Genomic DNA, 24,752 nt, shown 5'->3' with positions numbered 1-24,752 from the left:
GGGGTGCGGCAGGTGTTTCGCACCGGGTGTGACGGGCGCGTTTCCATCTCGGGACGCACGTCCGCATGGTGAAATCCGGCGCGCTGTGGCAGCGTGATTCTCGCCACCCTTGATAAGGGTTGCGCTCAGATGAGCGGATCTTGAGCGACTGCACTTCTCCAAGGGGTGGCACTCAGTGCCACCCCTTGATCGTTCATCGATCGAAATCAAACGTGCGGTAAGGGCGCTCATCTGAGCGATTGGCCGCCCTCGTGGGTCGGCTTGCGTTCAAGAAGTGAAAACATCAGCGCGTCATGGCTTGCCAAGCCTTGACTTTCGATCCGCTGGCGGACGGGTGGTTACGGCTGCATGACGCATGAGTGGACGTACCCAGACGCCTTCGATCTGGGTATGTTCCTCGCCGTCAGGGCAGCCACCGCGTCCCGAGGGAGTCGAGACCGTGTCGGAAAACAAAGAACCCCACGTAGCGAAGTTCGTTTACGACTTCACCGAGGGCAACAAGGATCTCAAGGACCTCCTGGGTGGCAAGGGCGCCAACCTCGCCGAGATGACCAACCTGGGGCTCCCCGTTCCTCCCGGCTTCACGATCACGACGGAGGCCTGCAAGGTCTACCTCGAAAGCGGCGAGGAGCCCGCGGCACTGCGTGACGAGGTTAGTGCGCACCTCGACGCCCTTGAGTCCCGGATGGCGAAGAAGCTCGGCCAGCCCGACAACCCGCTGCTCGTCTCGGTCCGCTCCGGCGCGAAGTTCTCGATGCCCGGAATGATGGACACGGTCCTCAACATCGGACTCTCCGACAAGTCCGTGAAGGGCCTCGCCGAGCAGGCCGGCGACGAGCGGTTCGCGTGGGACTCCTACCGGCGCCTCATCCAGATGTTCGGCAAGACGGTCCTCGGCGTCGACGGCGAGCTCTTCGAGGAGGCCCTCGACAAGGCCAAGGAGGCCAAGAAGGTCACGGTCGACACCGACCTGGAGGCCGCCGACCTGAAGAAGCTGGTCACCGCCTTCAAGAAGATCGTCAAGAAGGAGGCCGGCCGGGACTTCCCGCAGGACCCGCGCGAGCAGATGGACCTCGCCATCCACGCGGTCTTCGACTCCTGGAACACCGACCGTGCCAAGCTCTACCGCCGTCAGGAGCGCATCCCCGGCGACCTGGGCACCGCGGTCAACGTCTGCTCGATGGTCTTCGGCAACCTCGGCCCGGACTCCGGCACCGGCGTCGCCTTCACCCGTGACCCCGCCTCCGGCCACCAGGGCGTCTACGGCGACTACCTGCAGAACGCGCAGGGCGAGGACGTGGTCGCGGGCATCCGCAACACCGTGCCGCTCGCGGAGCTGGAGACGATCGACAAGAAGTCGTACGACCAGCTGATGCAGATCATGGAGACGCTGGAGAACCACTACAAGGACCTCTGCGACATCGAGTTCACCATCGAGCGCGGTCAGCTGTGGATGCTCCAGACCCGGGTCGGCAAGCGCACGGCGGGCGCGGCCTTCCGTATCGCCACGCAGCTCGTGGACCAGGGCCTGATCGACGAGGCCGAGGCGCTGCAGCGCGTCAACGGCGCCCAGCTCGCCCAGCTGATGTTCCCGAAGTTCGACGAGGAGGCCAAGGTCGAGCAGGTCGGCCGGGGCATCGCGGCGTCGCCGGGTGCGGCGGTCGGCAAGGCGGTCTTCGACTCGTACACCGCGGTGAAGTGGTCGCGTTCGGGCGAGAAGGTCATCCTGGTCCGCCGGGAGACCAACCCCGACGACCTCGACGGCATGATCGCGGCGGAGGGCATCCTCACCTCCCGCGGCGGCAAGACGTCCCACGCGGCCGTCGTCGCGCGCGGCATGGGCAAGACCTGTGTCTGCGGTGCGGAGGAGCTGGAGGTCGACACCAAGCGCCGCCGGATGACGGTCCCGGGCGGACACGTCGTCGAGGAGGGCGACGTCATCTCCATCGACGGCTCGTCCGGCAAGGTCTACCTGGGCGAGGTCCCGGTCGTCCCGTCTCCCGTCGTGGAGTACTTCGAGGGCCGTATGCACGCGGGCGCCCAGGACGCCGACGAGCTGGTCGAGGCGGTCCACCGCATCATGGCGTTCGCCGACCGCAAGCGCCGGCTGCGGGTGCGTGCCAACGCGGACAACGCCGAGGACGCGCTGCGGGCCCGTCGCTTCGGCGCGCAGGGCATCGGCCTGTGCCGTACGGAGCACATGTTCCTCGGTGAGCGCCGCGAGATGGTCGAGAAGCTGATCCTCGCCGACACCGAGGCGGTGCGCGAGGCAGCCCTCGCGGAGCTGCTGCCGCTGCAGAAGAAGGACTTCGTCGAGCTGTTCTCGGCGATGGACGGCCTGCCGGTGACGGTCCGTCTCCTCGACCCGCCGCTGCACGAGTTCCTCCCCGACATCACCGAGCTGTCGGTCCGCGTGGCGCTGGCGGAGTCCCGCCAGGAGCCGCACGAGAACGAGCTGCGCCTGCTCCAGGCGGTGCACCGCCTGCACGAGCAGAACCCGATGCTGGGCCTGCGCGGCGTCCGCCTGGGCCTGGTCATCCCCGGCCTGTTCACGATGCAGGTCCGCGCGATCGCGGAAGCGGCGGCGGCCCGCAAGAACGCCAAGGGCGACCCGCGCGCCGAGATCATGATCCCGCTCGTCGGCACCGTCCAGGAGCTGGAGATCGTCCGCGAGGAGGCCGACCAGGTCATCGCGGAGGTCGAGGCGGCGACGGGTACGAAGCTGAAGCTCTCGATCGGCACGATGATCGAACTCCCGCGCGCCGCGCTGACGGCGGCCCAGATCGCGGAGGCGGCGGAGTTCTTCAGCTTCGGCACGAACGACCTCACCCAGACGGTGTGGGGCTTCAGCCGGGACGACGTGGAGGCCTCGTTCTTCACGGCGTACCTGGAGAAGGGCATCTTCGGCGTCTCCCCCTTCGAGACGATCGACAAGGACGGCGTCGGCTCCCTGGTCGCGGCGGCGGCCAAGGCGGGCCGCGAGACCCGCCCCGACCTGAAGCTCGGCGTCTGCGGCGAGCACGGCGGTGACCCGGAGTCCGTCCACTTCTTCCACGAGGTGGGTCTGGACTACGTCTCCTGCTCGCCGTTCCGCATCCCGGTGGCCCGCCTGGAGGCCGGCCGCGCGGCGACGCAGTCGGAGGGCAGCGACCACCGCTAGCCCCGACACCGGCCAACGGCAGCCCCTACGGCCGCCGGCCACGGAAACTCCGGAGTCGTCGCCTGTCCCCGACCCTCAAGACCGATGGGCGGCGACTCCGGTGCACCAAAGAGGGCGGCACCCTGTGCGGGGGTGCCGCCCTCCACTGCATTCTGAGTGTGATCAGGGGCTCCAGACCGGGGCGCCCCGCTGGGGACGGGGCGCCAATGCCGCGGGTCGGCTCAGAGGATGAAGACACTCTGGGCTGTGTCCGTTTGGTACGTCTCGCCCGGATAGACCAGCCACTCGACCGGGCCGGAGCAGTCCGGTCCGGAGTGGACCTCGGCGATGGCGTCTGTGTAGTTGCTCACCGAGGACGGGAACCAGTCGACGGCGTAGCAGCCGCTCGGGCTTTCGTACGCAGCGCCGTTGATGACCAGGACGCCTTCCGCCGCGTACGCCGATCCCGGCACCGCGACCGCCAAGGTCGCGGCGGCCGCCAGCGCCCCCAGAGCCACGGCCATGCGTCGTCGAATCATGTTGAGACCCCCTCCACAGAGCAGGCCGCGCACGATGCGGCCCGCCGATGTCACTCAAGGTATTCGATCTAGTGCTGTCCGTATTCGGCGTGCGGAGGCAACCTCCCATCACCGGAGTGCGCCGCCTGGCTTCGGTTGTGACCAAGGCCGGGTTTGCGTCGAGGGTGGGACGCAGGCGTCTTCCAGCCTCAAAGGGCCGGCCGGGAGCAGGAATCGGCCCTGTACGGCCGCCTTGACGGCGTCGGCCATGGGAAGCCACGTCAGCTCTCAGGGAAGTTGGCCGGCGACCGGTGATTTCGCCAACCCGAGGCGACGGCAGGGTCAAGAGCTGGGCCGGGGCGGTCAGAGGGCACAACCCCCCTGCAGTCCCCCTGGTCTCACGCGGGTGAAGTCACCACCCAATTCATCGAGCGTGGGGAAACCGAACACCATGCGCAGACGCGCCACCGCCGCCATAGCAACCGCCGCCGCCTTCAGCGCCGTCCTGGCCGTAGCCGCTCTCGCCGTACCGGCCGCCGGGGCCGATCAGGAGGACTCGGCCACGCAGTTCTGGAACATCGATGTCAACCACGACCGCGACTACACCGTCGGCGTCGAGGCGGCGCGGAAGAGGGTGTTCTCGGTCTCCGCGACGGTCAGCGACCCGTCCGGCGTCCAGAGCGTGTCGTACGAGCTGTGGCACGGGGCGGACCGGGCGAACGCCGACGGCGTTCTGACCGGGGCCGGCCACTGCGTGAAGCTCAACGAGACCACCTCCTTCTGCGAGGCCCTCGTGACCGCCGACCCGAACGCCAACCTCCGCAGCAACGCCCTCGCCGGCGTCTGGACCATCACCCCCGTGGCCACCGACGGCGCCGGCAACGTCACCCGCGGGGACGGCGCCTACCTCGCTCGCATCAAGCGGCAGACCTCCATGTCCCAGACCGTCGCCACCCCGCAGAGGGTGAAGAAGGGTACGAACCTCTCGGTCAAGGCCCGGATGACCGTCGCCGGCTGGGAGACGAACAAGAACGTGCCCCTCATCGGGCACCAGGTGCTGCTCCAGTACCGCAAGGGCACCAGCGGCGCCTTCGTCACGCTGAAGAAGGTCAAGACCGATCGCAACGGCTGGGCCACGGCCACCGTGCCGGCCACGGCGGACGGCGCGTACCGCTACGACTTCGCGGGCACGAGCCTCACCACGGCCACGACCGGCTCGGCCGACTTCGTCGATGTGAGGTGAGCCCGGCCCGATGAAGTGAGCCCGGCCCTGAGAAGTGACCGTCCGTCGCAATCGGCACTGCGGCGGGCGGTGCTCCGGTCGGCGTCGGTCAGGGACGTTCAGGCTCGTCCGGGTCCGTGTCGTCCCCCGATGCCGTATCGCGGCGGCCGAGAACCGTGGTTCCCAGGAGCACCAGGCCGAAGGCCACGACCTTGCCGGTTCCGAAGTAGCCGTTCGCCTCCTCCGGTGCGCCGGGCAGGCCGAAGTAGGTCCATGCCGCCAGGAGGAACCCGAGGGTGATCAGTACGACGGCACCCCACGTGGTGGGCTCCGTCCACCAGGGACGCTGGTCGTCAGCCCGCTCGCCGTTCTGCTCGGCATCGCTCTGCCGCAAGGTCTGTTCTCCCTCTGCACGTGGTGGCCGGGAGGGAAGACGGGGCTGTGGGGAGGGGGGTTCATCGGGCGGGGGGCGGTGTTTGTTCTTGGTTCTCGGTGCGGTCGGTCGCGGGTTTCAGGCGATGATCGCGTCGAGGAACGCCACGAGCGCCAGGAAGGCACCCGCGCCGGTCAGAACGGCCTGTGCCCAAGGCGCCCCGGCCAGCACGGACAAGCCTCCGGCCGCGCACGCGCCCACGATCCCGAAGAGCAGGATCACGGCAGCCCGCAGCGACAACAACGGCTCCGGGGCGGGGTCGGTCCGGCGTCGGCCCATCGAGTGCTCCAAGGAATCCCAACTCGCCGCCAGAGAGCGGCACTTCCTGGAATACTCACGGTTCTCTGAGTATCTTGTACATCTGGTTCGACAAAATCTGACAGCATCGGACTACGGCCCCCCGGCCCGCGCCGAGCAGGAGTGCACGCATGGCCCGTATACGGAGACCCGACGTGGCACCAGGTCCTCTCGCCGACCTGCTGAGGGCCCTGTACCTGCTGCACCTGCGCGGCGGAGAGCCCAGCATGCGCGAACTGGCGGGCCGGACCCGGCTGTTGAGCCATGACACCGTCCATCGGGTCCTGACCCGCTCCGAGACACCGCGCTGGCGTCCGCTTGAGCTGGTGGTGACCGCGCTGGGCGGGGACGTCGAGCAGTTCCGCGATCTCTGGGTGGCGGCACGGCTGGCCGAGGCGGGTCAGGACCCGATGGACGGCGACTTGGGCGACGCACGGACGGAGGCCGTCGGCGGTCGGCGGGCCGTCGGGACGGGGACCCGTGCCGGGCCGTCCACGTCGAGTCGGGGGGCTCGGATCCGGCGCCAGGGCGGAGACAGGACGCGTGTCCTGGTCGTCGACCGGCATCCGCTCTGGCGGCGCGAGGTCGCCACGCAGTTGACCGCGGCGGGATGCGAAGTCGTCGCCACCGTCGGCGAGATGGTCGGAGCCGTGCGGGAGGCGCGGGCCAGGGCGCCCCATGTGGTGGTGGCGGGGATGGATCAGCCGGACGCCTCAGGTGCCCGGCTCTGCCGCCAGCTGCGGGCCGGCGAAGTGGCCGCGCCCGTCCTGGTCTTCTCCGCCAGCCGATCGCCGCAGGATGTACGGCAGGCCCTGGCAGCGGGAGCTTCGGGATACGTCCACAAGTCGTCCACGCGTGAGGAGCTCATCGACGCCGTACGCCGAACGGCCGCAGGCGAGCGGGTGTTCAGCCCGGGGCTGGCCAGTGACTCCGACCACGAACCTCTCACTTCCCGCGACGCCCCCGCACCAGGCCTCACCGCACGGGAGACCGAGATCCTGAGCCTGGTCGCCAGAGGCAGCAGCTACCGCGAAGTCGCCCAACGCCTGGGTGTATCCGTGCGTACGGTCCAGCTCCACGTACAGCGACTGCTGGAGAAACTGGGCCTGCACAGCCGAATCCAACTGGTCCGCTACGCGGTCGAGCACGGCCTGGTCGACGGGACGGTCATGCGAGCGTGACGGTGATGCGAGCGTGACGGGACCGGGGGGCGGGCGGCTCTCCGTGTGCCCGGCTCCGCCGCCCCCCTTCCCCCGCTCCGCCCCCGCCCCCGTCCGCTCAGCCCACCAACGGCGGTCGCCCCGCGTAGTCGTCGTACCCGCGGCCGTACTCGCCCGGCATCGGGCGCGTGTCCAGGTAGAACCACTCGGCGTCCGGGCCGGGCGGTGAGGGGTGGGCGGCCGGTGGGTAGGGCTGCGTCGGCCCCGATGCCGGCTCGGATGGGGTGGCTGCCGCTGCCGCCGATGCTGCTGCCCCCGCCTCTGCCCCTGTCGCCGGCCCCGGCATCAGCAGTTCCACCCGCAGGCCCAACCCCCGTTGCTGCGCCGTGAATTCCTCCACCTGGTTCCGGCAGGCGTGGTCCAGGTGGGTCACGCCGGTCAGGTCCAGGCGGATGCGGGGCTTGCCCGAGGCCGCTGCGGATTCCAGGGCCTCGATGACCTGGGGGAGTCGTAGGAACGTCGCGTTGCCGGCCATGACGACCTTCGCGGTGTCGTCCTCGATGTGCTGTCGGATCACCGTCCGGGACATGCGCAGGGCCGCCAGTACGATGCCGGCCGCGAGGCCGATCAGGACGCCCTCCAGGAGGGCCGTCGCCACGATGACCAGGGTCGTCACCGTCATCACCACGAACTCGCCCCGGTCCTGCCGCCACATCTTCGGGAACTCCTCCGGCGCGAACAGCTTCCAGCCGCTGTACACGAGGACGCCGGCGAGTACCGAGATCGGGATCAGGGCCAGGACCTGCGGCAGCAGCAGCGCGAAGGCCAGGAGCCACAGGCCGTGCAGGGTGCGGGAGATGCGGGTCTTCGCGCCCGCCTGGACGTTCGCCGAGCTGCGGGCGACGACCGCCGTGATCGGGAGGGCGCCGAGGATGCCCGCGATCGTGTTGCCGGCGCCCTGGGCGATGAGTTCGGTGTTGTAGCGGGTGCGCGGGCCGCTGTGCATACGGTCCACGGCGGCCGCGGTGAACAGGCTCTCCGCGGAGGCGATCACCGTGAACGTGAGGATGGAGGTGAGGATCGCGGTATCCGCCAGACCCGCGAACTCGTCCGCTCCCGGCACCCTCACCGACGCCAGCAGATTGCCCACCTGGAGCGTCTTCACGTCCACCCCGGGCAGCGCGGCGACCACGATGCCGACGGCGACCGCCACCAGCGCGGCCGGGATCCGCTTCACCGGGCCCGGCACCTTCTTCCACACGAAGCTCAGCACGACCGTGGCGATGCCGAGCAGCGTGGCGATCATCGCCTGCGGATCGGTGAGGACGTCGGCGAACAGGCCCGGGATCCCGGCCATGTTCTCGATCGGCGTGCCGGGCGCCTTCGCGTCGGCCATCGGGTACGCCTGGCTGAACATCAGCGGCAGCCCGATGCCGGCCAGCATCCCCTGCACCACGGCGAGGGAGATCGCCTGGAACATCCGGCCCAGGCGTACGACGCCGAGGACGATCTGCAGGATGCCCGAGAACAGGACGATCACGCCGAGCATCGCGAGCCCGTGCTCCGCCACCGTCTCCGCGACCAGCGCGGCGAGCCCGGCGGCCGGGCCGCTGACCTGAAGCGTGCTGCCCCGTACCGCGCCGACGACCAGACCGCCGATCACCCCGGAGATGATCCCCAGTTCGGCGGGCACACCGGAGGCGACGGCCACGCCGATGCACAGCGGCAGGGCGACGAGGAAGACGACGAGGGAGGCGGTGATCTCGGTGGCGAGGTCGGGTTTGGCACCGGACTTCGCCGATGGCGCCCCTGCGCCAGGTCCTGTGTTCCCAGGTCCTGTGTTCCCAGGTCCTGTGTTCCCAGGTCCCGTGCTCCCCGGCCTCGTGTTCCCCGGTCCCGTGCTCTTCGGCCCCGTGCTCTTCGGGGCGGGAGCCGCCTTCGTGCGTCCCGGGCCGCGACTGCGCGCATGCGCCCCGCTCATCCGCTATGCACCCGGAACCGGCCGTCCCCCTCCAGCTCGTGCACCTGCCCGGTGTCGACCTCGTAGTACCAGCCGTGCAACCGCAGCCGCCCCGTGTCCAGCCGCTGCCGCACCACCGGGTAGGTCCGCAGTACGGCGAGCTGGTTGACGACATTGCCCTGGGAGACGTCCGGCAGGGACGGGTCGTCGGAGGCGGTCGTGAGGATCGGGGTCAGTTCGGGGCGGGCCAGTCGGAGCCAGGCGTCCACGCCCGGCAGCGCGGTCAGGTCGTCGCCGGACTTCAGGGCGCCCATCGCGCCGCAGTGTGAGTGACCGCACACGACGATGTCCTGAACCCCGAGCACCTCCAGTGCGTACTCGATGGTGGCGGCCTCCCCGGACGCGCCGGGGCTGCCGTACGGCGGCACGATATTGCCCGCGTTGCGCAGCTCGAATATCTCTCCGGGGCGTGCGCCGGTAATCAGGGCGGGTATGACCCGTGAGTCCGCGCAGGTAATGAAGAGGGCCTCGGGATATTGCCCGTCGGCCAGTTTCCGGTATTCAACGCTCTCGAAATCCACCCGTCGTTTGAATGAACGGGCACGATCCAGCAATGCCTTCAACGCAGCCTCCTCGGCTGGGAGTTCGGCCAGGTCATCACAGCGTAGAGAGGGCCGCACCAGACGAAGGTTAAGTGAAGGCCAGAGCCCGCCCAGGAATTGGACATTCTTTGTCGCAAGCCCATGAAAGCGCTTGTTCCCTGTAGCGTGTCGACTCCAGGGCAGAGAATGTGAATTCAAGAGACGGGACTCAACAGAACCCATGGGCATACAAGTGCTGCTCATCGAGGACGACGAGACGATCGCCGAACCGCTCATCGAGGGGCTGGCGCATTTCGGGCTGACGGTGGATCACGTCACCACCGGGACCGAGGGGTTGAGAAGGCCGTACGGCGATGTCGTCCTGCTCGACCTCGGGTTGCCGGACATGGACGGCATCGACGTCTGCCGCGGCATCCGGCGGCTCTCGGACGTACCGGTCATCATCCTGAGTGCGCGGGGTGAGGAGGCCGACCGGGTGCTGGGGCTGGAGCTCGGCGCCGACGACTATCTGGCGAAGCCGTTCAGTGTGCGGGAGCTGGTGGCACGCGTGCGGGCGGTGACCCGGCGTACCCAGCGCATGGAGGCGGCGGGGGCGGAGCCGGTGCGTGCGGCGACGCCGGCCGGGAGTGGCCGTACGGAAGCGCTGGTGGAGCGGCTGCGTGCGGCGGCCGGGGTGTCGGCGGGGGCGGAAGCGGACCCGGAACCGGTGGCCGCCGTACCACCCGCGCCCCTGTCGTTCGAGGCCGCGCCACCCCCGCCCCCGTCCTACGAGGCCGCGCCGCCGAACCCGTCGTACGACGACACCGCGCCGCAACCCCCGTACGCACCCGGCCCCCTCGTCGTCGACCGCCGTACCCGTCAGGTCTGGGTCGGCGAGGTGCCCGTCACCCTCACTCCGAAGGAGTTCGAGCTGCTGGCGCTGCTGACCGAGGATCCGGGGGCCGTCTACTCCCGGCAGCAGATCCTGGACCGGGTGTGGGATCCGCACTACGAGGGGCCGACCAAGACGCTGGACGTCCATGTCGCCTCGCTGCGGCGGAAGTTGGGCGACCCGGCGTGGATCCAGACGCTGCGCGGGGTCGGCTTCCGGCTGGCGGTGCAGACCGAGCCGGGCGGGCAGCAGGTGTCCTCGCCATGACCCGCCGGCTGCTGCTCAGCTACGTCAGCCTCGCCGCGCTGGTGCTGCTGTGCCTGGAGATCCCGCTGGGCTTCGTCTACTCGCGCAGTGAGCGGGAGCGGGTGGTGAACGCGGCGAAGGACGAGGCCGAGTCGGTGGCGGCGTACGCGTCGCTGTCCCTCAGCACCGGCCGGGCCGAGCGTGACCTGCCCCGTCGGGTGGCCCACTGCGCCGAGCGCATCGGCGGCAAGGTGGTGATCGTGGACGCCGCGGGCGCCCTGCTCGCCGCCTCGCATCCGATGGCCGCCGTCATGTCGGCCGACCTCGCCTCCCGCCCCGGGATCGCGGCCGCCCTCCGAGGCACCTCCACGGTGGACGTCCGTACGTCGACCATCGGCGGCGTCGAGTACCTCTCGGTCGCCGCGCCGATCCGGCACGACTCGGGGCTCCAGGGCGCGGTGTGGCTGACGCTGCCGACGCGGACGGTGCACGAGCGCGTCCATCACGTCTGGCTGCTGCTCGCCGTCGGCGGGGCCGGGGTCCTCACCACGGTCGCCGGGGTCGCTTTCGGCATTGCCCGCTGGACCGGCCGGCCCATCCGGGAACTGGAGGAAGCCACCGACGAATTGGCGGACGGCGGTCTCGCCACTCCGGTGACGATCACGAAGGGCCCGCCCGAAGTACGGCGTCTCGCCGCCGCGTTCAACCGTACGGCCGCCCGGCTCGCCCATCTCCTCGCCGCCCAGCACGCGTTCGCGGGCGAGGCCTCCCATCAGCTGAAGACACCGCTCGCGGCGCTGCGGCTGCGGCTGGAGAACCTGGAACCCAGTGTCGCCGTGCGGGGCCGGGGGAGCCTCGCCGCCGCGGTGACCGAGACGGACCGGCTCTCCCGGCTGGTGGAGGGCCTGCTGGCGATGGCCCGGCTGGAGGAGGACGCCGCGATACCGGGGCCGGTCGACGTCGGAGGCGTCTGTGCGGAGCGGCACCGCACCTGGCAGCCGCTGTTCGAGAAGCAGCGGGTGAGCCTCGTACTGTTCGCGGGCAGCGTGGGGCCGGTGCTGGCGGTGCCGGGCGGGGTCGAGCAGATCGTGGACAATCTGCTGTCCAACGCCCTGCGCGCCTCACCGTCCGGCTCCACCGTGACGATGGAGCTACGGCTCCATGTGGCGGCCCGGCGTGCGCTGCGCGACGCCCGTCCCGCCTGGGTGGACCTGCACATCACCGACGAGGGTCCCGGTATGACGCCGGAGCAGCGCGCCCGCGCCTTCGACCGTTTCTGGCGGGCGCCGGGCGCCCCCAAGGGCGGGACGGGGCTGGGGCTTTCGCTGGTGCAGCGGCTCGCGCACGCGAGTGGCGGGGAGGCGAGTCTGCACGCGGCGGCCGCGGGCGGGCTGGACGTGGTGATCCGGCTGCCGTCGGCGGAGCCGCCGCGGGAGGGGCACGCGCCGGTCGCGGAGCGGTCCGGGCAGCGGAAGCGAGGGGTTCCGGCGTTGCGTGCGTGAGCGCACACTGGCGGGCACTCAGAGGGGCGCAGGCGGGTGGTGATGCGCCGGGGAGCGTGCGCGGTCGGCATTCACGTGAGCGCTCTTGAGGGGCGCACAGTCAGCACTCAGGCAGGCCGTCCGACAGTCATGCGTTGGCCACGGTCCGTCAACCAACCGCCCCTAGGTTCCAAGCCGCCCCCCTCGTACGACCCCGTCGCCGACCGGTGGCGGGGCGGTACTCCACCTCTTGGAGTGAGAGTGGAACGTCGTAACCTCCTGCGTGCGGCCGTCCTCGGCGGCACCACCGCCGCGCTCGGCGGCAGCCTGTGGCGTGGCGCCGCGTACGCCGCGCCGGCCCAGCCCGGCCCCGGCCCCTACGGGGCGATCGGCTCCCCCGACGCCAACGGCATCAGACTCCCCAGCGGTTTCACCAGCCGCGTCATCGCCCGCTCCGGCCAGACCGTCTCCGGAACGTCGTACAGCTGGCACAACGCCCCTGACGGCGGCGCCTGTTACGCCGACGGCAGCGGCTGGATCTACGTCTCCAACTCGGAGATCAACCCCTCCGGCGGGGCGAGCGCGGTGAAGTTCTCGTCGGCGGGCGCGATCACGGGCGCCTACCGGATCCTGTCCAACACCCGCCAGAACTGCGCGGGCGGCAAGACCCCCTGGAACACCTGGCTGTCCTGCGAGGAGGTGTCCCTCGGCTACGTCTACGAGACCGACCCCTTCGGCGTGAACGCGGCGGTCCGGCGGGACGCGATGGGCCGCTTCAAGCACGAGGCGGCGGCCGCCGACCCGGTGCGCCAGGTCATCTACCTGACCGAGGACGAGACCAACGGCCGCTTCTACCGCTTCGTGCCGACGACCTGGGGCGACCTGTCCGCCGGCACGCTCCAGGTGATGGTCGCGGGCAGCGGCACGTCCGGCTCCTTCACCTGGGCCAACGTCCCCGACCCGGACGGCTCCCCGACGACCACCCGGACCCAGGTCTCGGGCTCCAAGTCCTTCAACGGCGGCGAGGGCTGCCACTACGCCAACGACACGGTCTGGTTCACGACCAAGGGCGACAACCGGGTCTGGCAGGTCAACCTCGCCAACAGCACCTACGAGCTGGCCTACGACGACTCCCTCGTCAACGGCACGGCCCCGCTCACCGGCGTCGACAACATCACCGGCTCCTCCTCCGGCGACCTGTTCGTCGCCGAGGACGGCGGCAACATGGAGATCTGCCTGATCACCCCGGACGACGTCATCGCCGTGTTCCTGCGGATCGACGGCCAGTCGAGCTCGGAGATCACGGGCCCGGCCTTCTCCCCGGACGGCACACGGCTGTACTTCTCCAGCCAGCGGGGCACGTCGGGCAGCTCGTCGGGCGGCATCACATACGAGGTGACGGGCCCGTTCCGCTCATAACGGTCACGAATTAGACACACCTCCTTCACATCCGGTCACCGAGCATTACGGTCATCCCCTCACGCAACACCAGTGGGGGGATGACATGACCAATCCGTACACCGCACCATCCATGCCGCGACCGCCCTTCCGCCCCGCCCCCAGATGGGCACGGAAGCGCTACGTACTTCCGGCGCTCGGCCTGGCCTTCTTCCTGGGCATCGGCGCGGGGGCGTCCGACCAGGGCTCGAAGACCTCCGACGCGAAGCCGGCGGCGGCCTCACCGCGGCCCACGGTCACCGTCACGACGACGACGACGGCCCCGGCGGAGGAACCCGAACCGGCGCCGACCGTGACCGCCACCAAGACGGTCAAGGTCACCAGGACGGTCACGGCGACACCCGCGGCCGACGCCGACGCCGGGTCCGTCTCCGGTGACGGCAGTGGCTCGTCCGGCGGCGACGGCGGCTCGTCCGGTGATGACGTCTACTACGCCAACTGCAGCGCGGCCCGGGCCGCCGGTGCTGCGCCGATCTACCGGGGCGAGCCCGGCTATGCCTCCCATCTGGACCGTGACAACGACGGCGTGGCCTGCGACAGCTGAGCGTGGTCTCGCCCGAAGGGGGCGGCGGGGGCAGGATTGAGGGTGTCGCAACGCCTTCCGGTAGCCGGGAAAGGAGCTCGGTCATGTCCGGATGGAACACGCTCGACATCCCCGATCAGAGCGGGCGCGTCGCCGTCGTCACCGGGGCCAACAGCGGGCTCGGGTATGTCACGGCGCGGGAGCTGACGCGGCGCGGTGCCCGGGTGGTGCTCGCGTGCCGGAGCGAGGCGCGGGGTGCGGCGGCGCGGGACCGGATGGCTGCCGAAGTGCCGGGCGCCGACGTCGAGTTGAGGCGGTTGGACCTCGGGGACCTCGCCTCCGTGCGGGAGTTCGCCGAGACCTTTCCGTACGACCGGCTCGACCTGCTCGTGAACAACGCCGGGGTGATGGCCCTGCCGTACGGCACCACGGCGGACGGGTTCGAGACGCAGTTCGGGGTGAACCACCTGGGGCACTTCGCGCTCACCGGTCTGCTGCTGCCCACGCTGCTCGGCACGCCCGGCGCGCGGGTGGTGACCGTCTCCAGTCCGGTGCACGCGATGGCCAACATCGACGTCCGCGACCTCAACAGCGAGCTGCGGTACCGGCGCTGGACCGCCTACGCCCGCTCCAAGACCGCCAACCTGCTCTTCACGCACGAGCTGGCGCGCAGGCTGGCGGCGCGGGGGACGGCGGACGTGGTGGCCGCCGCGGCTCATCCCGGGTACGCGGACACCAATCTGCAGACCGCGGGGCCGCGGATGGCGGGGCGCCGGGCCGGGGAGTCGTTCATGCGTATCGGCAATCGCGTCTTCGCGCAGTCGGCCGAGGCCGGTGCCCTGCCCACCCTGTACGCAGCCACCGCCCCCGAAGTCCGCCCCGACTCCTTCACCGGCCCGTCCTTCGCCATGTGGCGCGGGTCGCCGGCCCCGTCCTGGCGGGCACCGTGGACGCTCGACGACCGGGCGGGTGAACTCCTGTGGGATGCGTCGGAGCGGCTGACGGGGGTGACCTACGACGCCCTCAAGGTGTGAGCGCTTGGGTGTCGCAGGTCTCCGGTCAGCCGCTCCGGGCTAGGCGCTTCGCACCTCGTACGTCGTGATCCGCACCGCCTCGTCGTCCAGGCACTGCCCGGTCTCCAGGTCGAACCGCTGCTTCAGCAGGGGCGAGGCCACGAACGGGCGGCCCTGGTGGGTGCCGGTCAGGCCGCGGGAGAGGACCGCCGCGCCGCCGAACGGGTCGCGGTTGTCGATGGCGTACAGCTGTCCGGCGCGGTCGCGGAAGAGGGCCACCTGGTTGCCGTCCGGCAGCAGGGCCGCCACACCGCGGCCGGGGAGCAGCCGGGTCAGGTCGCAGACCGTCAACCAGTCCTCGTCCAGCCGTACTTGGACCTTCAGGTCGGTCGTCTCGGGTGCCAGGGTCATCGCTGGGCGCTTCCTTCCAGGGGACGGTGGCCGATGGTCAGCAGCGGCAGGTCGGGCTTGATCTGGTCGCGCTCGGGGACGAAGCCGACGACCGGGTCGGGGGTGTCGGGGGCGTTGATGAAGGAGACGAAGCGGGCCAGCTTCTCCGGGTCGTTGATGGTCTCCGACCATTCGTCGCGGTAGTTCGCGACATGGGCCGCCATCAGCGTCTCCAGCTCCTCGCAGATGCCGAGGGAGTCCTCCACGACCACGTCACGGACGTGGTCCAGGCCGCCGGGGATCCGCTCCAGCCACACGCTCGTGCGCTCCAGGCGGTCCGCGGTGCGGATGTAGAACATCAGGAAGCGGTCGATCAGGCGGATCAGCTCGGCGTCGGTCAGGTCCTGCGCGAGGAGGTCCGCGTGGCGCGGGGTCGCGCCGCCGTTGCCGCCGACGTAGAGGTTCCAGCCGTTGGCGGTGGCGATCACGCCGAAGTCCTTCGACTGGGCCTCAGCGCACTCGCGCTGGCAGCCGGAGACCGCCGACTTCAGCTTGTGCGGCGACCTCAGGCCCCGGTAGCGCAGCTCCAGGTCGATCGCCATCCGGACCGAGTCCTGGACGCCGTAGCGGCACCAGGTCTGGCCCACACAGGACTTCACGGTGCGCAGCGACTTGCCGTACGCGTGCCCGGACTCGAAGCCCGCGTCCACCAACCGCGCCCAGATCAGGGGGAGTTGCTCGACCCGGGCACCGAACATGTCGATGCGCTGGCCGCCGGTGATCTTCGTGTAGAGGCCGAAGTCCCGGGCGATCTCGCCGATCACGATCAGGCCCTCGGGGGTGATCTCACCACCGGCGATCCGCGGGACGACCGAGTACGAGCCGTTCTTCTGGATGTTGGCGAGGAAGTGGTCGTTGCTGTCCTGCAGCGACGCCTGCTCGCCGTCCAGGACATAGCCGCTCGCGCCGATCGTCGGGGCGAGGGAGGCGATGATCGAGGCGACCGCCGGCTTGCAGATCTCGCAGCCGTCGCCGCCCTTGGCGCCGTCGCGGCCGTAGCGGTCGAGGAGGTCCTGGTAGGTGTTGATGCGCAGGGCGAGGACGATCTCGTAGAGCTCCTCGCGGGTCTGCGAGAAGCAGCCGCACAGGCCCTTGTCGACCTCGACGCCGGACGCCTCCAGCTCGGCGGTGACCAGCTGGCCGAGGACCTTGACGCAGGAGCCGCAGCCCGTGCCGGCCTTGGTGCACTTCTTCACCTCGGGCACGGTCGTGCACTGGTGGTCGGTGACCGCGCCGCGGATGGTGCCCTTGGTGACGTTGTGGCAGGAGCAGATGACCGCCTCGTCGGGGAGGGCCGACGGGCCGAGCTGGGCGGGGGCGCCCGCACCGGCCGGCAGCACCAGCGACTCGGGCGAGACCGGCGGGACCGAGCCGGTGAAGGCCTTCAGCGTGCCGTACGCGTCCGCGTCGCCGACCAGGATGCCGCCGAGCAGCGTGCCGTCACGGCCGATGACCAGCTTCTTGTAGAGCCCGGCGCGGGAGTCGGAGTACACGACGTCCAGGCAGTCCTCGGCGGTGCCGTGCGCGTCACCGAAGGACGCCACGTCCACGCCGAGCAGCTTCAGCTTGGTGGAGAGGTCGGCGCCCGTGAAGGTCAGCTGCTCCGACTCGTCGTCGGCGATCGTCGCGGCGGCCGTCTCGGCCTGCTCGTAACCCGGGGCCACCAGACCGTACACCCGGCCGTCCGAGGCCAGCGCGCACTCGCCGATCGCGAACACATGCGGGTCGGCGACCGTACGGCACTGCTCGTCCACCGTGATGCCGCCGCGCTCGCCGACGGTGAGGCCGCAGTCGCGGGCCAGCTGGTCGCGGGGGCGGACACCGGCGGAGAACACCACCATGTCGGTGGCGAGTTCGGAGCCGTCGGAGAGCTTCATGCCGGTGACGGCGCCCTCGTCGTCGATGACGATCTCCTGCGTGCCCACACCGGTGTGGACGGTCAGGCCCATGTCCTCGATCGTGCGCAGCAGCGCCGCGCCGCCGCCCTCGTCCACCTGGACGGGCATCAGCCGGGGCGCGAACTCCACGATGTGGGAGGTGAGTCCGAGCCCCTTCAGGGCACCGGCCGCCTCCAGACCGAGCAGACCGCCGCCGACCACGGCACCCGTCGTGCGGGTCTTCGCGTACTCCTCGATGGCGAGGAGGTCCTCGATCGTGCGGTAGACGAAGCAGCCCTTGGCGTCCTTGTTGGGGACCGGCGGCACGAACGGGTACGAGCCGGTGGCGAGGACGAGGGTCTCGTACTCGAAGACCTCGCCGGACCTGGCGGTGACCTTCTTCGCCTCGCGGTCGACGGAGACGGCCGGGTCACCGACGTACAGCTCGATGCCGTGGTCCTTGATGAACTCCAGGTCCGTCATGGAGAGGTCCTCGGGCGTCTTGCCCGAGAAGTACGAGGTGAGCGCCACGCGGTCGTACGCCGGACGCGGCTCCTCGCACAGCACGACCACGCGGTGCGTGGCGGTCAGGCCGCGCTCGGCGAGTGCTTCGAGGAAGCGCTGGCCGACCATGCCGTGGCCGACGAGCACGATCGTGGGGGTGGCCTCCGTGGCCTCCGGGGTGGCGGTCATCAGGAGCCTCCATCGTTGGTGAGCAGGTGGAGCAGGGGGCCGTCGTCGGGGAGCGGCTCTGCTCCCTCCCAGGCGCGGGCGAGCGCGCCGACGGTGCCGAGTTCGCCGACGAGGACCCCGCCGACCAGGCGGTCGTCGCGGACGACGACCTTGCGGTAGGTGCCGCGGGTGGCGTCGGCGAGCTGCACGACGTCGTCGCCGGGCAGGGCCTCCGTCTCGCCGAACGCGGCGAGGTCGAAGGAGCCCAGCGGGCTGTCCTGACCGGCGAGGGTGAGCCGGGTCAGCGCCCGGGTGCCGGTGTAGCGGGCGGCGCCGCCCCCGGCCAGTGACTCGGCGAGCACGTCGGCCTGTTCGAGCGCGGGCGCGGCCAGCCCGTACACGGTCCCGTCGTGCTGTGCGCAGTCGCCGACGGCCCGGATGTGCGGGTCGGACGTACGCAGTTCGTCGTCCACGACGATCCCCTTGCGCACCTCCAGTCCCGCGGCCTGAGCGAGGCCCGCACGCGGGCGGACGCCGCAGGCCAGGACCACGATGTCGGCGTCCAGGGCATAGCCGTCGGCCATCTCCACCGAGCGGACCGCGCCGCCGACACAGCGCACGTCACGGACCCGGCACTCGGTGTGGATCTCGACGCCCAGGTCCTTCAGGTGCCGCTGTACGAGCTTCGAGGCGCTCGGGTCGAGCTGGCGCTCCATGAGCCGCTCGCCCTGCTGGGCGAGGACCACCTGTGCGCCGCGCAGCGCCAGGGCCCGGGTCGCGGAGACCCCGAGCAGCCCGCCGCCGATGACGACGGCCTTGACTCCCGGCCGTACGGCCTTGGAAAGCCCCAGGCAGTCGTCCATGGTCCGGAACGCGTGCACCCCCTCGGGCAGCACATGGTCCGGGGTGAACAGACCGCGCAGCGGCGGCAGCACCGGGTTGGAGCCGGTGGCCAGGACGAGCGTGTCGTATGCGATCTCCGACCCGTCCGCGAGCTGTACGGTCCGCAGCTCGCGGTCGATGCCGGTGACCCGGCCGCGCGTGAGCTCCGCGGGCGCCGGGAGGGCGATCACCTCGGGGCTGTAGCGTCCGGCCAGCACCTCGGCGAGCAGCACCCTGTTGTACGGGCGGTGCTCCTCGTCGCCGACGAGCGTCACGGGCGTGCCGAGCTCGCCGAGCCGCCGGGCGAGCCGTACGCCCGCGAGGCCGGCGCCGATCACCACCACACGCGTATTCGAGGTCATGTCCAGGAGCGTGCGTTGCCGGTGTTTCCCGACCGCATCACCCCTGTTTCCCGCGAGGAACGCTGCCCTCAGCGGGGGCCGGGAGCCGGTGTGAGGGTTCGAAGGGGGAGGCAGGGGCGGGCTGTGAGGTCGGCGGCACCGGACAAAGCCCGTCAAGATCGCTTTTCCGTCACCGGGCCGGTCCTCGAACCTCAGATACTCCTCATGTACATGGACCGCACACGCACCCTCTGCCTAGGGTCGCGATCATGCCCGACATATCGCTGACCATGGTCGTCGTCCTGTGTATCGCAGCTCTCGGGGCCGGCTGGATCGACGCCGTGGTCGGCGGCGGAGGCCTGCTCCTGCTCCCGGCCCTGCTGCTCGGCCTCCCGGCGAGCACCCCGGCCGCGTACGCGCTCGGCACCAACAAGGCCGTCGCCATCGTCGGCACGTCGGGCGCCGCGGTGACGTACGCCCGCAAGGCACCCGTGGACGTGCGCCTCGCGGTACGCATCGGGCTGGCGGCGCTCGCGGGCAGCTCCGCCGGCGCCTTCTTCGCGGCCGGCATGAGCACCGAGGTGCTGAAGCCCGTGATCATGGTGGTGCTGCTCGCCGTGGCCGCCTTCGTGATCCTGCGCCCCGCCTTCGGCACGGCCCCGGCGACGGGTCCGGCCACCCGCCGCCAGGTCCTCTCCGCGATCGGCCTCGCGGGCTTGGGCATCGGCTTCTACGACGGCCTGATCGGACCCGGCACCGGCACGTTCCTGGTCCTCACCCTCACCGCGGTCCTCCACCTCGACCTCGTCACCGCGTCCGCCACCGCCAAGATCGTCAACTGCTGCACCAACGCGGGCGCCCTGGCCACCTTCGCCTGGCAGGGCACGGTCCTGTGGCAACTGGCCGCCCTGATGGCCGTGTTCAACCTGGCGGGCGGCATGCTGGGGGCCCGTACCGCACTGAAGAAGGGCAGCGGTTTCGTCCGGGGCGTGCTGCTGACGGTGGTGTTCGCACTGGTGGCGAAGCTGGCGTACGAGCAGTGGGTGGCCTAGGCCCTGTCGGCCCGGCTCTACGCCCGCCGCAGGTCCAGCAGTTCGACCGCGCCGGTGGTGTCCTCGTCGCCGTGCCCCTCGGCGAGCCAGCGCTCCAGCAGGGACATGTACGGCGTCAGCAGCTCCGGGCTCACCCCCTGCTCCTCGGCCGTGGCCAGCAGGGTGGCGTTGCCCGCGACCTGCATCGCGAGGTTGGAGACGACGTCGCCGCCGTAGTCGCCGCTCCGCACCTGCTCGGCCGCCGTGAGCGCGGAGGGCGCCATCGCCCCGAGCCAGGACACGAGCAGCGGCGCGAAGTCCTTCGGGGCGACGTCCTCCCGGCGGATCAGCGCGAAGGCGTGCAGGATGCCGGCGAACATGCCGCTCATCGCGCTCAGCAGCGCCACGTCGTGCAGCGCCGCGAAGCCCGGGTCCGCGCCCACATACCGGGTGCCGGCCGGGACGGCGAGGGTGTCGGCGTGCTCCTCGAAGAGGCCGGGCGAGCCGCTGTAGAAGACATACGCCCCCGACTCCGCGGCCCCGATCATCGGCGGTACGGCCATGATCCCCGCGTCCAGGAAGCGGGCGCCGCGCGCTTCGGCCCAGGCGGCGCGGGCGCGGCCCTGGGCGGGCGTTCCGGTGGTGAGATCGACCAGGTCACGGCCGGTGAGGTCGGCGCCTTCGAGGGCCTCGCCGACTGAGGCGTCGTCCAGCAGACAGACGACCACCAGCCGGTTCGCGGCCACCGCCGCCGCGGCGCTCGCGGCGACGGTGGCGCCCTCGGCGGCCAGGGGTTCGGCCCGGGCCGGGGTGCGGTTCCAGACGGTCACCGGGTGCCCGGCGGCGAGCCAGGCACGGGCCAGGGCGGTGCCCATGGCGCCGGTGCCGAGGAGGGTGAGCGGGGTCGGGACAGTGGGGGCAAGTGCGTTGTCAGTCATGGCGTTTAGGCTCGTCGCAAGGGAATGGCCCGCTCAAGTACGTACTTACGAGTGGGTGGTTACCGCGGGGAAAGAGTCCAGGCAGGGGGAGGGGTGCCATGGCGGTCGGTCGGCGGCCGGGGGCGTACGTCTGTGGAATCGACGCGGCGATGGACGTGGTGGGCGGGAAGTGGAAGGTGCTCATCCTCTGGGCGCTGAGCGTGCGTCCGTGCCGTTTCGGGGAGCTGCGCCGGGAGGTGAAGGGCGTGACGGAGAAGGTGCTCGCCGCACAGTTGCGGGAGCTGGAGGCCGACGGCATCGTCCACCGGGAGGCGTACGACGAGGTGCCCCCGCGCGTCGAGTACTCACTGACGCCGCTCGGCACGACGCTCAACGCTGCTCTGGCCCCGCTGGGGACATGGGGCCGGGAGAACATCCTTCAAGAGCGTGCGCAGGAGTCAGCGACCGCCGCCGACCAGATGCGCGAAGACCACGACATTGCCCCGATACCCGGTCGACCGTGAGTAACCGCCGCCGCAGGTGATCACCCGCAGCTCGGGGCGTGGCGCCGGGCCGTACACCTTCTCGTCGGGGAAGGCCTTCGCGTCGTACACCTCGACGGCGTCCACGGAGAAGCGCGCCGTGCCGCCGTCGCGCCGGTCCACCTCGATCACGGTGCCCTTGCGCAGGGCGCCGAGCCGGTAGAAGACGGCGGGCCCGTCGGCGTTGTCGACATGCCCGGCGACGATCGCGGTGCCCGTCTCACCGGGCGTGGTCCCGGCCTCGTACCAGCCGGCGAGGTTCTTCCGCTCGGCGGGCGGCACATCGAGGCTGCCGGTCTTCGTCAGGCCCAGGCCCATGAGGGGGGCGTCGACGCGGATGGCGGGTATGCGGATGCGGTCGGGAGGGGAGGGCGGGAGCGCGGGGGCGGCGGAGCGCGGGGCGCGCGGGTGGGTGTGCGCCCCCCTCGACTCCCCGGATTCCCCGGCTTCCCCGGTGTGCGGGGCCTCCCCGCCGTCCCCGGCCCCGCTGGCCTGCGCGGCCGACGGCTGGGGCGGGGCTTTCGTGTCGGCGCCGCTGCTCAGCAGCCAGGCGCCGGAGCACAGGGCCAGTACGGTGACGACGGCTATCGCGCCGTTGCCGACGCCGCGGTGAACGCGCACGGGAGCCTCCCGGGACTCACTCTCCTGGGCCGCCCCGATCCCCCTCCGGGCCGCGAGGGGCGTCGGACCCGGAGGGGGAGGGGACGTGCGGTACCAGTGGACGGACAGCGGAGGGTGTCCGTCAGAACCCGTCGCCTCTCGCCCGGCGATGCAGGAGCCAGGTACCGCCCGCGGCGGCGACGGCGAGAGCCGAGACGCCGACCGCGGTCTGCACGGGATCGCGGTCGAAGGCGCCGCCGACCCCCGTCTTCACACTTCCTCTCGGATGCACCTGCCCGCGCGGCGCCGTCAGCGTGACCACGAGGTCCCCGCTCACCCGCTTGCCGCCGTCGGAGCAGGTCACGACGATCTCGTACGTCCCCGGCTGCGCGCTCGGCGGCACCCGGAACTCCCCGGCCGCCCGCTGCTCGTCGCCGTCCGGCGCCAGCGTGAAGTCACCGGCGCCCACGGCACTGGCGTCACCCGCCGCCGTACCGTCGTCCCCGCAGTCGGCCGTGCTCACCGTGACGTCCCCGCCGGGCACCACCGAGGCCGGGGACACCTCCAGACCACCCCCGTCGGCATGGGCGGGCGCGACGGCGAGACCGGCGGCACCGACGGCCAGCGCGGTCCCGGTCAGCAGACGGGCGGTACGTCGCATCGATGCTCCTCCGAGCTCACGGACTCACGACCCGCGACACCCCCTTGTGCCGCCGCCTCGGCCGAGACCCCTGCCCTTCGAGGTAAGGGGAAGCGGGGCGGGACCGCTTGTCGGGGAAACGGCGGAAACGGGGTGAACGGGTGGCGCAGGGCAGCGCCGGAGTGCTCGAACCGACGGTGTTTCAGCAGGTCATCGACGGTCCGGGGGGTGCCGCGGAAGAGAATCCGATGAGCGGAGGGCCAGGCGTGTGAACGGGTGACCGGCTGCGGCTACTGCGGCTGGGTCGCGATCTGGATCAGGTTGCCGCAGGTGTCGTCGAAGACGGCGGTGGTGACGGGGCCCATCTCCAGGGGCTCCTGGACGAACCGCACACCGAGGCCGCGCAGGCGCTCGAACTCCGCCCGCACGTCGTCGACGGCGAACTGGGCGAGCGGGATGCCGTCCTGGACGAGCGCGTCGCGGTAGGTCTGGGCGGCAGGGTGGCCGGCGGGCTCCAGGAGGAGTTCGGTGCCGCCGGGCTCCTCGGGCGAGACGACGGTCAGCCACCGGTGCTGCTCGCCGAGCGGGACGTCGTACTTCTTCACGAAGCCGAGGATCTCGGTGTAGAACCGCAGGGCCTTGGCCTGGTCGTCTACGAAGACGCTGGTCAGATGGATCTTCACGGTGTGCTCTCCTCCGGTCCGGACGGGTTGGCCTGGTCTCAGGCGCGAGCAGATCCCGAACAGTGTCTGCCCGGAACCCCCGGTGAGCTCGTCGGGGTGGGCATGCTTGCGCGCATGCCCGCCGCGATGGCGGGTACGACGCCTCCCGTACCGGGGCGTCGCGGAAGCCGCCGAAGAGCGAAGGAGTGTCGGAAGTGATTCGAAAGCTGCAGGCGGTCGCGCTGGACTGCCCCGATCCGGTACGTCTCGCCGAGTTCTACGCCGAGCTGCTCGGCGGCCGGGTGGTCGTGGACCCCGAGGCGCCCGAGTGGGTCGAGGTGCACGGGTTCGAGGGGACGCCGCTGGCCTGCCAGCGTGCGGACGGCTACCGCCCGCCGCAGTGGCCCGGCCAGGAACGCCCGCAGCAGATGCACCTGGACTTCGACGTGGACGACCTCGACGGGGAGGAGAAGCGGGCGCTCGCCCTCGGCGCGACCGTGCTGGAGCGGACGGACCAGCTCCGCCCGGGGGCCAACTGGCGGGTCTACGCGGACCCGGCCGGCCATCCGTTCTGCCTCTGCCTCCACTGACCCTGACCTCACCCCGAGGTATTCGGTTGCCGCTGGTCAGCGCGGTCGGATAGGAAGTCCGCATGCTCAAGGGGAACAGGGTCGGGCTGAGGGCCCGCCACGAGGACGACATACCGGTCCTGCGGACCGAGCTCTACGACGACGTGGTCAACGGCTCGCGGGCCGAGGGCGGGCCCTGGCGGCCGATCACGCCGGGCTCGAAGGACCCACGGCTCGTGGTGGACGACAGCGTGCAGGGCAGCGTCCCGTTCTCCGTGGTCGAGCTGGACGGCGGCACGCTGCTCGGCACCGCGACCCTGTGGGGCATCGACAACCACAACCGATGCGCACACATCGGCCTCGGGCTGCTGCCTGCCGCACGCGGCAAGGGCTACGGCACCGACGTGGTCGCGACGCTGTGCCACTACGGCTTCGCCGTACGCGGCCTGCAGCGGCTGCAGATCGAGACACTCGCGGACAACTTCGCGATGCTGCGCTCCGCCGAGCGCAACGGCTTCGTCCGCGAGGGCGTGCTCCGCTCCTCGGCCTGGGTCCTGGGGGAGTTCCTGGACGAGGTACTCCTCGGCCTCCTCGCCGAGGAATGGAAGGCGAACGCGAAGGGCTAGGGTCCGTGTCGGCCGACAAG

Annotated in this window: 24 protein-coding genes; 12 read left to right on the top strand and 12 right to left on the bottom strand. The window is 71.0% G+C overall.

Annotation, left to right across the window (positions count from 1 at the left end; translation table 11 throughout):
• Window positions 1–439: 439 nt before the first annotated feature.
• Window positions 440–3,160, top strand: coding sequence for a pyruvate, phosphate dikinase (gene ppdK / locus ACFWYS_RS29870; RefSeq protein ID WP_384775537.1), 2,721 nt, complete (start codon window positions 440–442; stop codon window positions 3,158–3,160).
• 221 nt (window positions 3,161–3,381) lie between these two features.
• On the opposite strand, the gene ACFWYS_RS29865 is transcribed toward ppdK, so the two are convergent.
• Window positions 3,382–3,678 (bottom strand): hypothetical protein, encoded by a 297-nt coding sequence (locus tag ACFWYS_RS29865; RefSeq protein WP_384775534.1) that lies wholly within the window; start codon window positions 3,676–3,678, stop codon window positions 3,382–3,384.
• Window positions 3,679–4,108: 430 nt separating this feature from the next.
• Between ACFWYS_RS29865 and ACFWYS_RS29860 the strand changes: the two genes are divergently transcribed.
• Entirely contained in the window at window positions 4,109–4,900 is a 792-nt protein-coding gene (locus ACFWYS_RS29860) for a hypothetical protein (protein WP_384775531.1), read from the top strand.
• 88 nt (window positions 4,901–4,988) lie between these two features.
• On the opposite strand, the gene ACFWYS_RS29855 is transcribed toward ACFWYS_RS29860, so the two are convergent.
• Window positions 4,989–5,273: a hypothetical protein gene (locus ACFWYS_RS29855; RefSeq protein ID WP_384775528.1), complete on the bottom strand. Its 285-nt coding sequence runs from the start codon at window positions 5,271–5,273 to the stop codon at window positions 4,989–4,991.
• A gap of 117 nt (window positions 5,274–5,390) precedes the next feature.
• Window positions 5,391–5,591 (bottom strand): hypothetical protein, encoded by a 201-nt coding sequence (locus ACFWYS_RS29850; RefSeq protein WP_384775526.1) that lies wholly within the window; start codon window positions 5,589–5,591, stop codon window positions 5,391–5,393.
• A 173-nt stretch (window positions 5,592–5,764) separates the two neighbouring features.
• On the opposite strand from ACFWYS_RS29850, the gene ACFWYS_RS29845 reads away from it, so the two are divergent.
• Window positions 5,765–6,790, top strand: a complete 1,026-nt coding sequence (locus ACFWYS_RS29845; protein WP_384775523.1) for a response regulator — start codon at window positions 5,765–5,767, stop codon at window positions 6,788–6,790.
• 97 nt (window positions 6,791–6,887) lie between these two features.
• Here ACFWYS_RS29845 and ACFWYS_RS29840 read toward each other — a convergent pair whose 3' ends face one another.
• Window positions 6,888–8,750: a SulP family inorganic anion transporter gene (locus tag ACFWYS_RS29840; RefSeq protein WP_384775520.1), complete on the bottom strand. Its 1,863-nt coding sequence runs from the start codon at window positions 8,748–8,750 to the stop codon at window positions 6,888–6,890.
• Window positions 8,747–9,352, bottom strand: coding sequence for a carbonic anhydrase (locus ACFWYS_RS29835; RefSeq protein ID WP_384775517.1), 606 nt, complete (start codon window positions 9,350–9,352; stop codon window positions 8,747–8,749). The genes ACFWYS_RS29840 and ACFWYS_RS29835 overlap by 4 nt, the downstream gene beginning before the upstream one ends.
• Window positions 9,353–9,551: 199 nt before the next feature.
• On the opposite strand from ACFWYS_RS29835, the gene ACFWYS_RS29830 reads away from it, so the two are divergent.
• The 5 genes from ACFWYS_RS29830 (at window position 9,552) to ACFWYS_RS29810 (ending at window position 14,944) form a co-directional block, all read left to right on the top strand.
• Window positions 9,552–10,469, top strand: coding sequence for a winged helix-turn-helix domain-containing protein (locus tag ACFWYS_RS29830; protein ID WP_384775513.1), 918 nt, complete (start codon window positions 9,552–9,554; stop codon window positions 10,467–10,469).
• The gene (locus ACFWYS_RS29825) at window positions 10,466–11,950 is read left to right on the top strand and encodes a sensor histidine kinase (RefSeq protein ID WP_384775509.1); all 1,485 of its coding nucleotides are present in this window, start codon (window positions 10,466–10,468) and stop codon (window positions 11,948–11,950) included. The genes ACFWYS_RS29830 and ACFWYS_RS29825 overlap by 4 nt, the downstream gene beginning before the upstream one ends.
• A 240-nt stretch (window positions 11,951–12,190) precedes the next feature.
• On the top strand, window positions 12,191–13,348 hold the full coding sequence (locus ACFWYS_RS29820) for an alkaline phosphatase PhoX (protein ID WP_384775507.1): 1,158 nt from the start codon (window positions 12,191–12,193) through the stop codon (window positions 13,346–13,348).
• Window positions 13,349–13,433: 85 nt separating this feature from the next.
• Window positions 13,434–13,931, top strand: a complete 498-nt coding sequence (locus tag ACFWYS_RS29815) for an excalibur calcium-binding domain-containing protein (RefSeq protein ID WP_384775504.1) — start codon at window positions 13,434–13,436, stop codon at window positions 13,929–13,931.
• 83 nt (window positions 13,932–14,014) lie between these two features.
• Window positions 14,015–14,944: an oxidoreductase gene (locus ACFWYS_RS29810; RefSeq protein ID WP_384775501.1), complete on the top strand. Its 930-nt coding sequence runs from the start codon at window positions 14,015–14,017 to the stop codon at window positions 14,942–14,944.
• A 39-nt stretch (window positions 14,945–14,983) separates the two neighbouring features.
• Here the strand turns inward: ACFWYS_RS29810 and nirD are convergent, their stop codons facing one another.
• The 3 genes from nirD to ACFWYS_RS29795 are packed head-to-tail and all read right to left on the bottom strand — an operon-like array spanning window position 14,984 to window position 19,166.
• A complete protein-coding gene (gene nirD / locus ACFWYS_RS29805) occupies window positions 14,984–15,334 on the bottom strand; it encodes a nitrite reductase small subunit NirD (protein ID WP_384775498.1) in 351 nt (116 codons plus the stop codon).
• Entirely contained in the window at window positions 15,331–17,943 is a 2,613-nt protein-coding gene (gene nirB / locus ACFWYS_RS29800) for a nitrite reductase large subunit NirB (RefSeq protein ID WP_384775495.1), read from the bottom strand. The genes nirD and nirB overlap by 4 nt, the downstream gene beginning before the upstream one ends.
• Complete coding sequence (locus tag ACFWYS_RS29795; RefSeq protein WP_384775492.1) at window positions 17,943–19,166, bottom strand: NAD(P)/FAD-dependent oxidoreductase; 1,224 nt, start codon at window positions 19,164–19,166, stop codon at window positions 17,943–17,945. The genes nirB and ACFWYS_RS29795 overlap by 1 nt, the downstream gene beginning before the upstream one ends.
• Before the next feature lie 248 nt (window positions 19,167–19,414).
• Between ACFWYS_RS29795 and ACFWYS_RS29790 the strand changes: the two genes are divergently transcribed.
• On the top strand, window positions 19,415–20,197 hold the full coding sequence (locus ACFWYS_RS29790; RefSeq protein WP_384775489.1) for a sulfite exporter TauE/SafE family protein: 783 nt from the start codon (window positions 19,415–19,417) through the stop codon (window positions 20,195–20,197).
• 17 nt (window positions 20,198–20,214) lie between these two features.
• On the opposite strand, the gene ACFWYS_RS29785 is transcribed toward ACFWYS_RS29790, so the two are convergent.
• Entirely contained in the window at window positions 20,215–21,114 is a 900-nt protein-coding gene (locus tag ACFWYS_RS29785; protein ID WP_384775486.1) for an NAD(P)-dependent oxidoreductase, read from the bottom strand.
• Window positions 21,115–21,212: 98 nt separating this feature from the next.
• On the opposite strand from ACFWYS_RS29785, the gene ACFWYS_RS29780 reads away from it, so the two are divergent.
• On the top strand, window positions 21,213–21,617 hold the full coding sequence (locus ACFWYS_RS29780) for a winged helix-turn-helix transcriptional regulator (RefSeq protein ID WP_384775483.1): 405 nt from the start codon (window positions 21,213–21,215) through the stop codon (window positions 21,615–21,617).
• Here ACFWYS_RS29780 and ACFWYS_RS29775 read toward each other — a convergent pair.
• The 3 genes from ACFWYS_RS29775 to ACFWYS_RS29765 form a co-directional block, all read right to left on the bottom strand.
• Window positions 21,552–22,256, bottom strand: coding sequence for a class F sortase (locus tag ACFWYS_RS29775; RefSeq protein ID WP_384775481.1), 705 nt, complete (start codon window positions 22,254–22,256; stop codon window positions 21,552–21,554). The genes ACFWYS_RS29780 and ACFWYS_RS29775 overlap by 66 nt on opposite strands.
• A gap of 121 nt (window positions 22,257–22,377) precedes the next feature.
• A complete protein-coding gene (locus ACFWYS_RS29770; RefSeq protein ID WP_384775478.1) occupies window positions 22,378–22,896 on the bottom strand; it encodes a hypothetical protein in 519 nt (172 codons plus the stop codon).
• A gap of 269 nt (window positions 22,897–23,165) precedes the next feature.
• Window positions 23,166–23,558 (bottom strand): VOC family protein, encoded by a 393-nt coding sequence (locus ACFWYS_RS29765; RefSeq protein WP_384775475.1) that lies wholly within the window; start codon window positions 23,556–23,558, stop codon window positions 23,166–23,168.
• Window positions 23,559–23,752: 194 nt separating this feature from the next.
• Here ACFWYS_RS29765 and ACFWYS_RS29760 point away from each other — a divergent pair, with 194 nt between their 5' ends.
• Both ACFWYS_RS29760 and ACFWYS_RS29755 read left to right on the top strand, forming a co-directional pair.
• Complete coding sequence (locus ACFWYS_RS29760; RefSeq protein ID WP_384775472.1) at window positions 23,753–24,127, top strand: VOC family protein; 375 nt, start codon at window positions 23,753–23,755, stop codon at window positions 24,125–24,127.
• A 62-nt stretch (window positions 24,128–24,189) separates the two neighbouring features.
• Window positions 24,190–24,732 carry a GNAT family N-acetyltransferase gene (locus ACFWYS_RS29755; protein ID WP_384775469.1) on the top strand — a complete coding sequence of 181 codons (543 nt, stop codon included), beginning with the start codon at window positions 24,190–24,192 and terminating at the stop codon, window positions 24,730–24,732.
• Window positions 24,733–24,752: the final 20 nt, after the last annotated feature.

Origin of the sequence: Streptomyces sp. NPDC059010, from assembly GCF_042740355.1 — a bacterium.
Taxonomy (GTDB): Bacteria; Actinomycetota; Actinomycetes; order Streptomycetales; family Streptomycetaceae; genus Streptomyces.
Note: the sequence above shows the minus strand (reverse complement) of the source record. Positions and strands in the feature narration are given on the sequence as shown.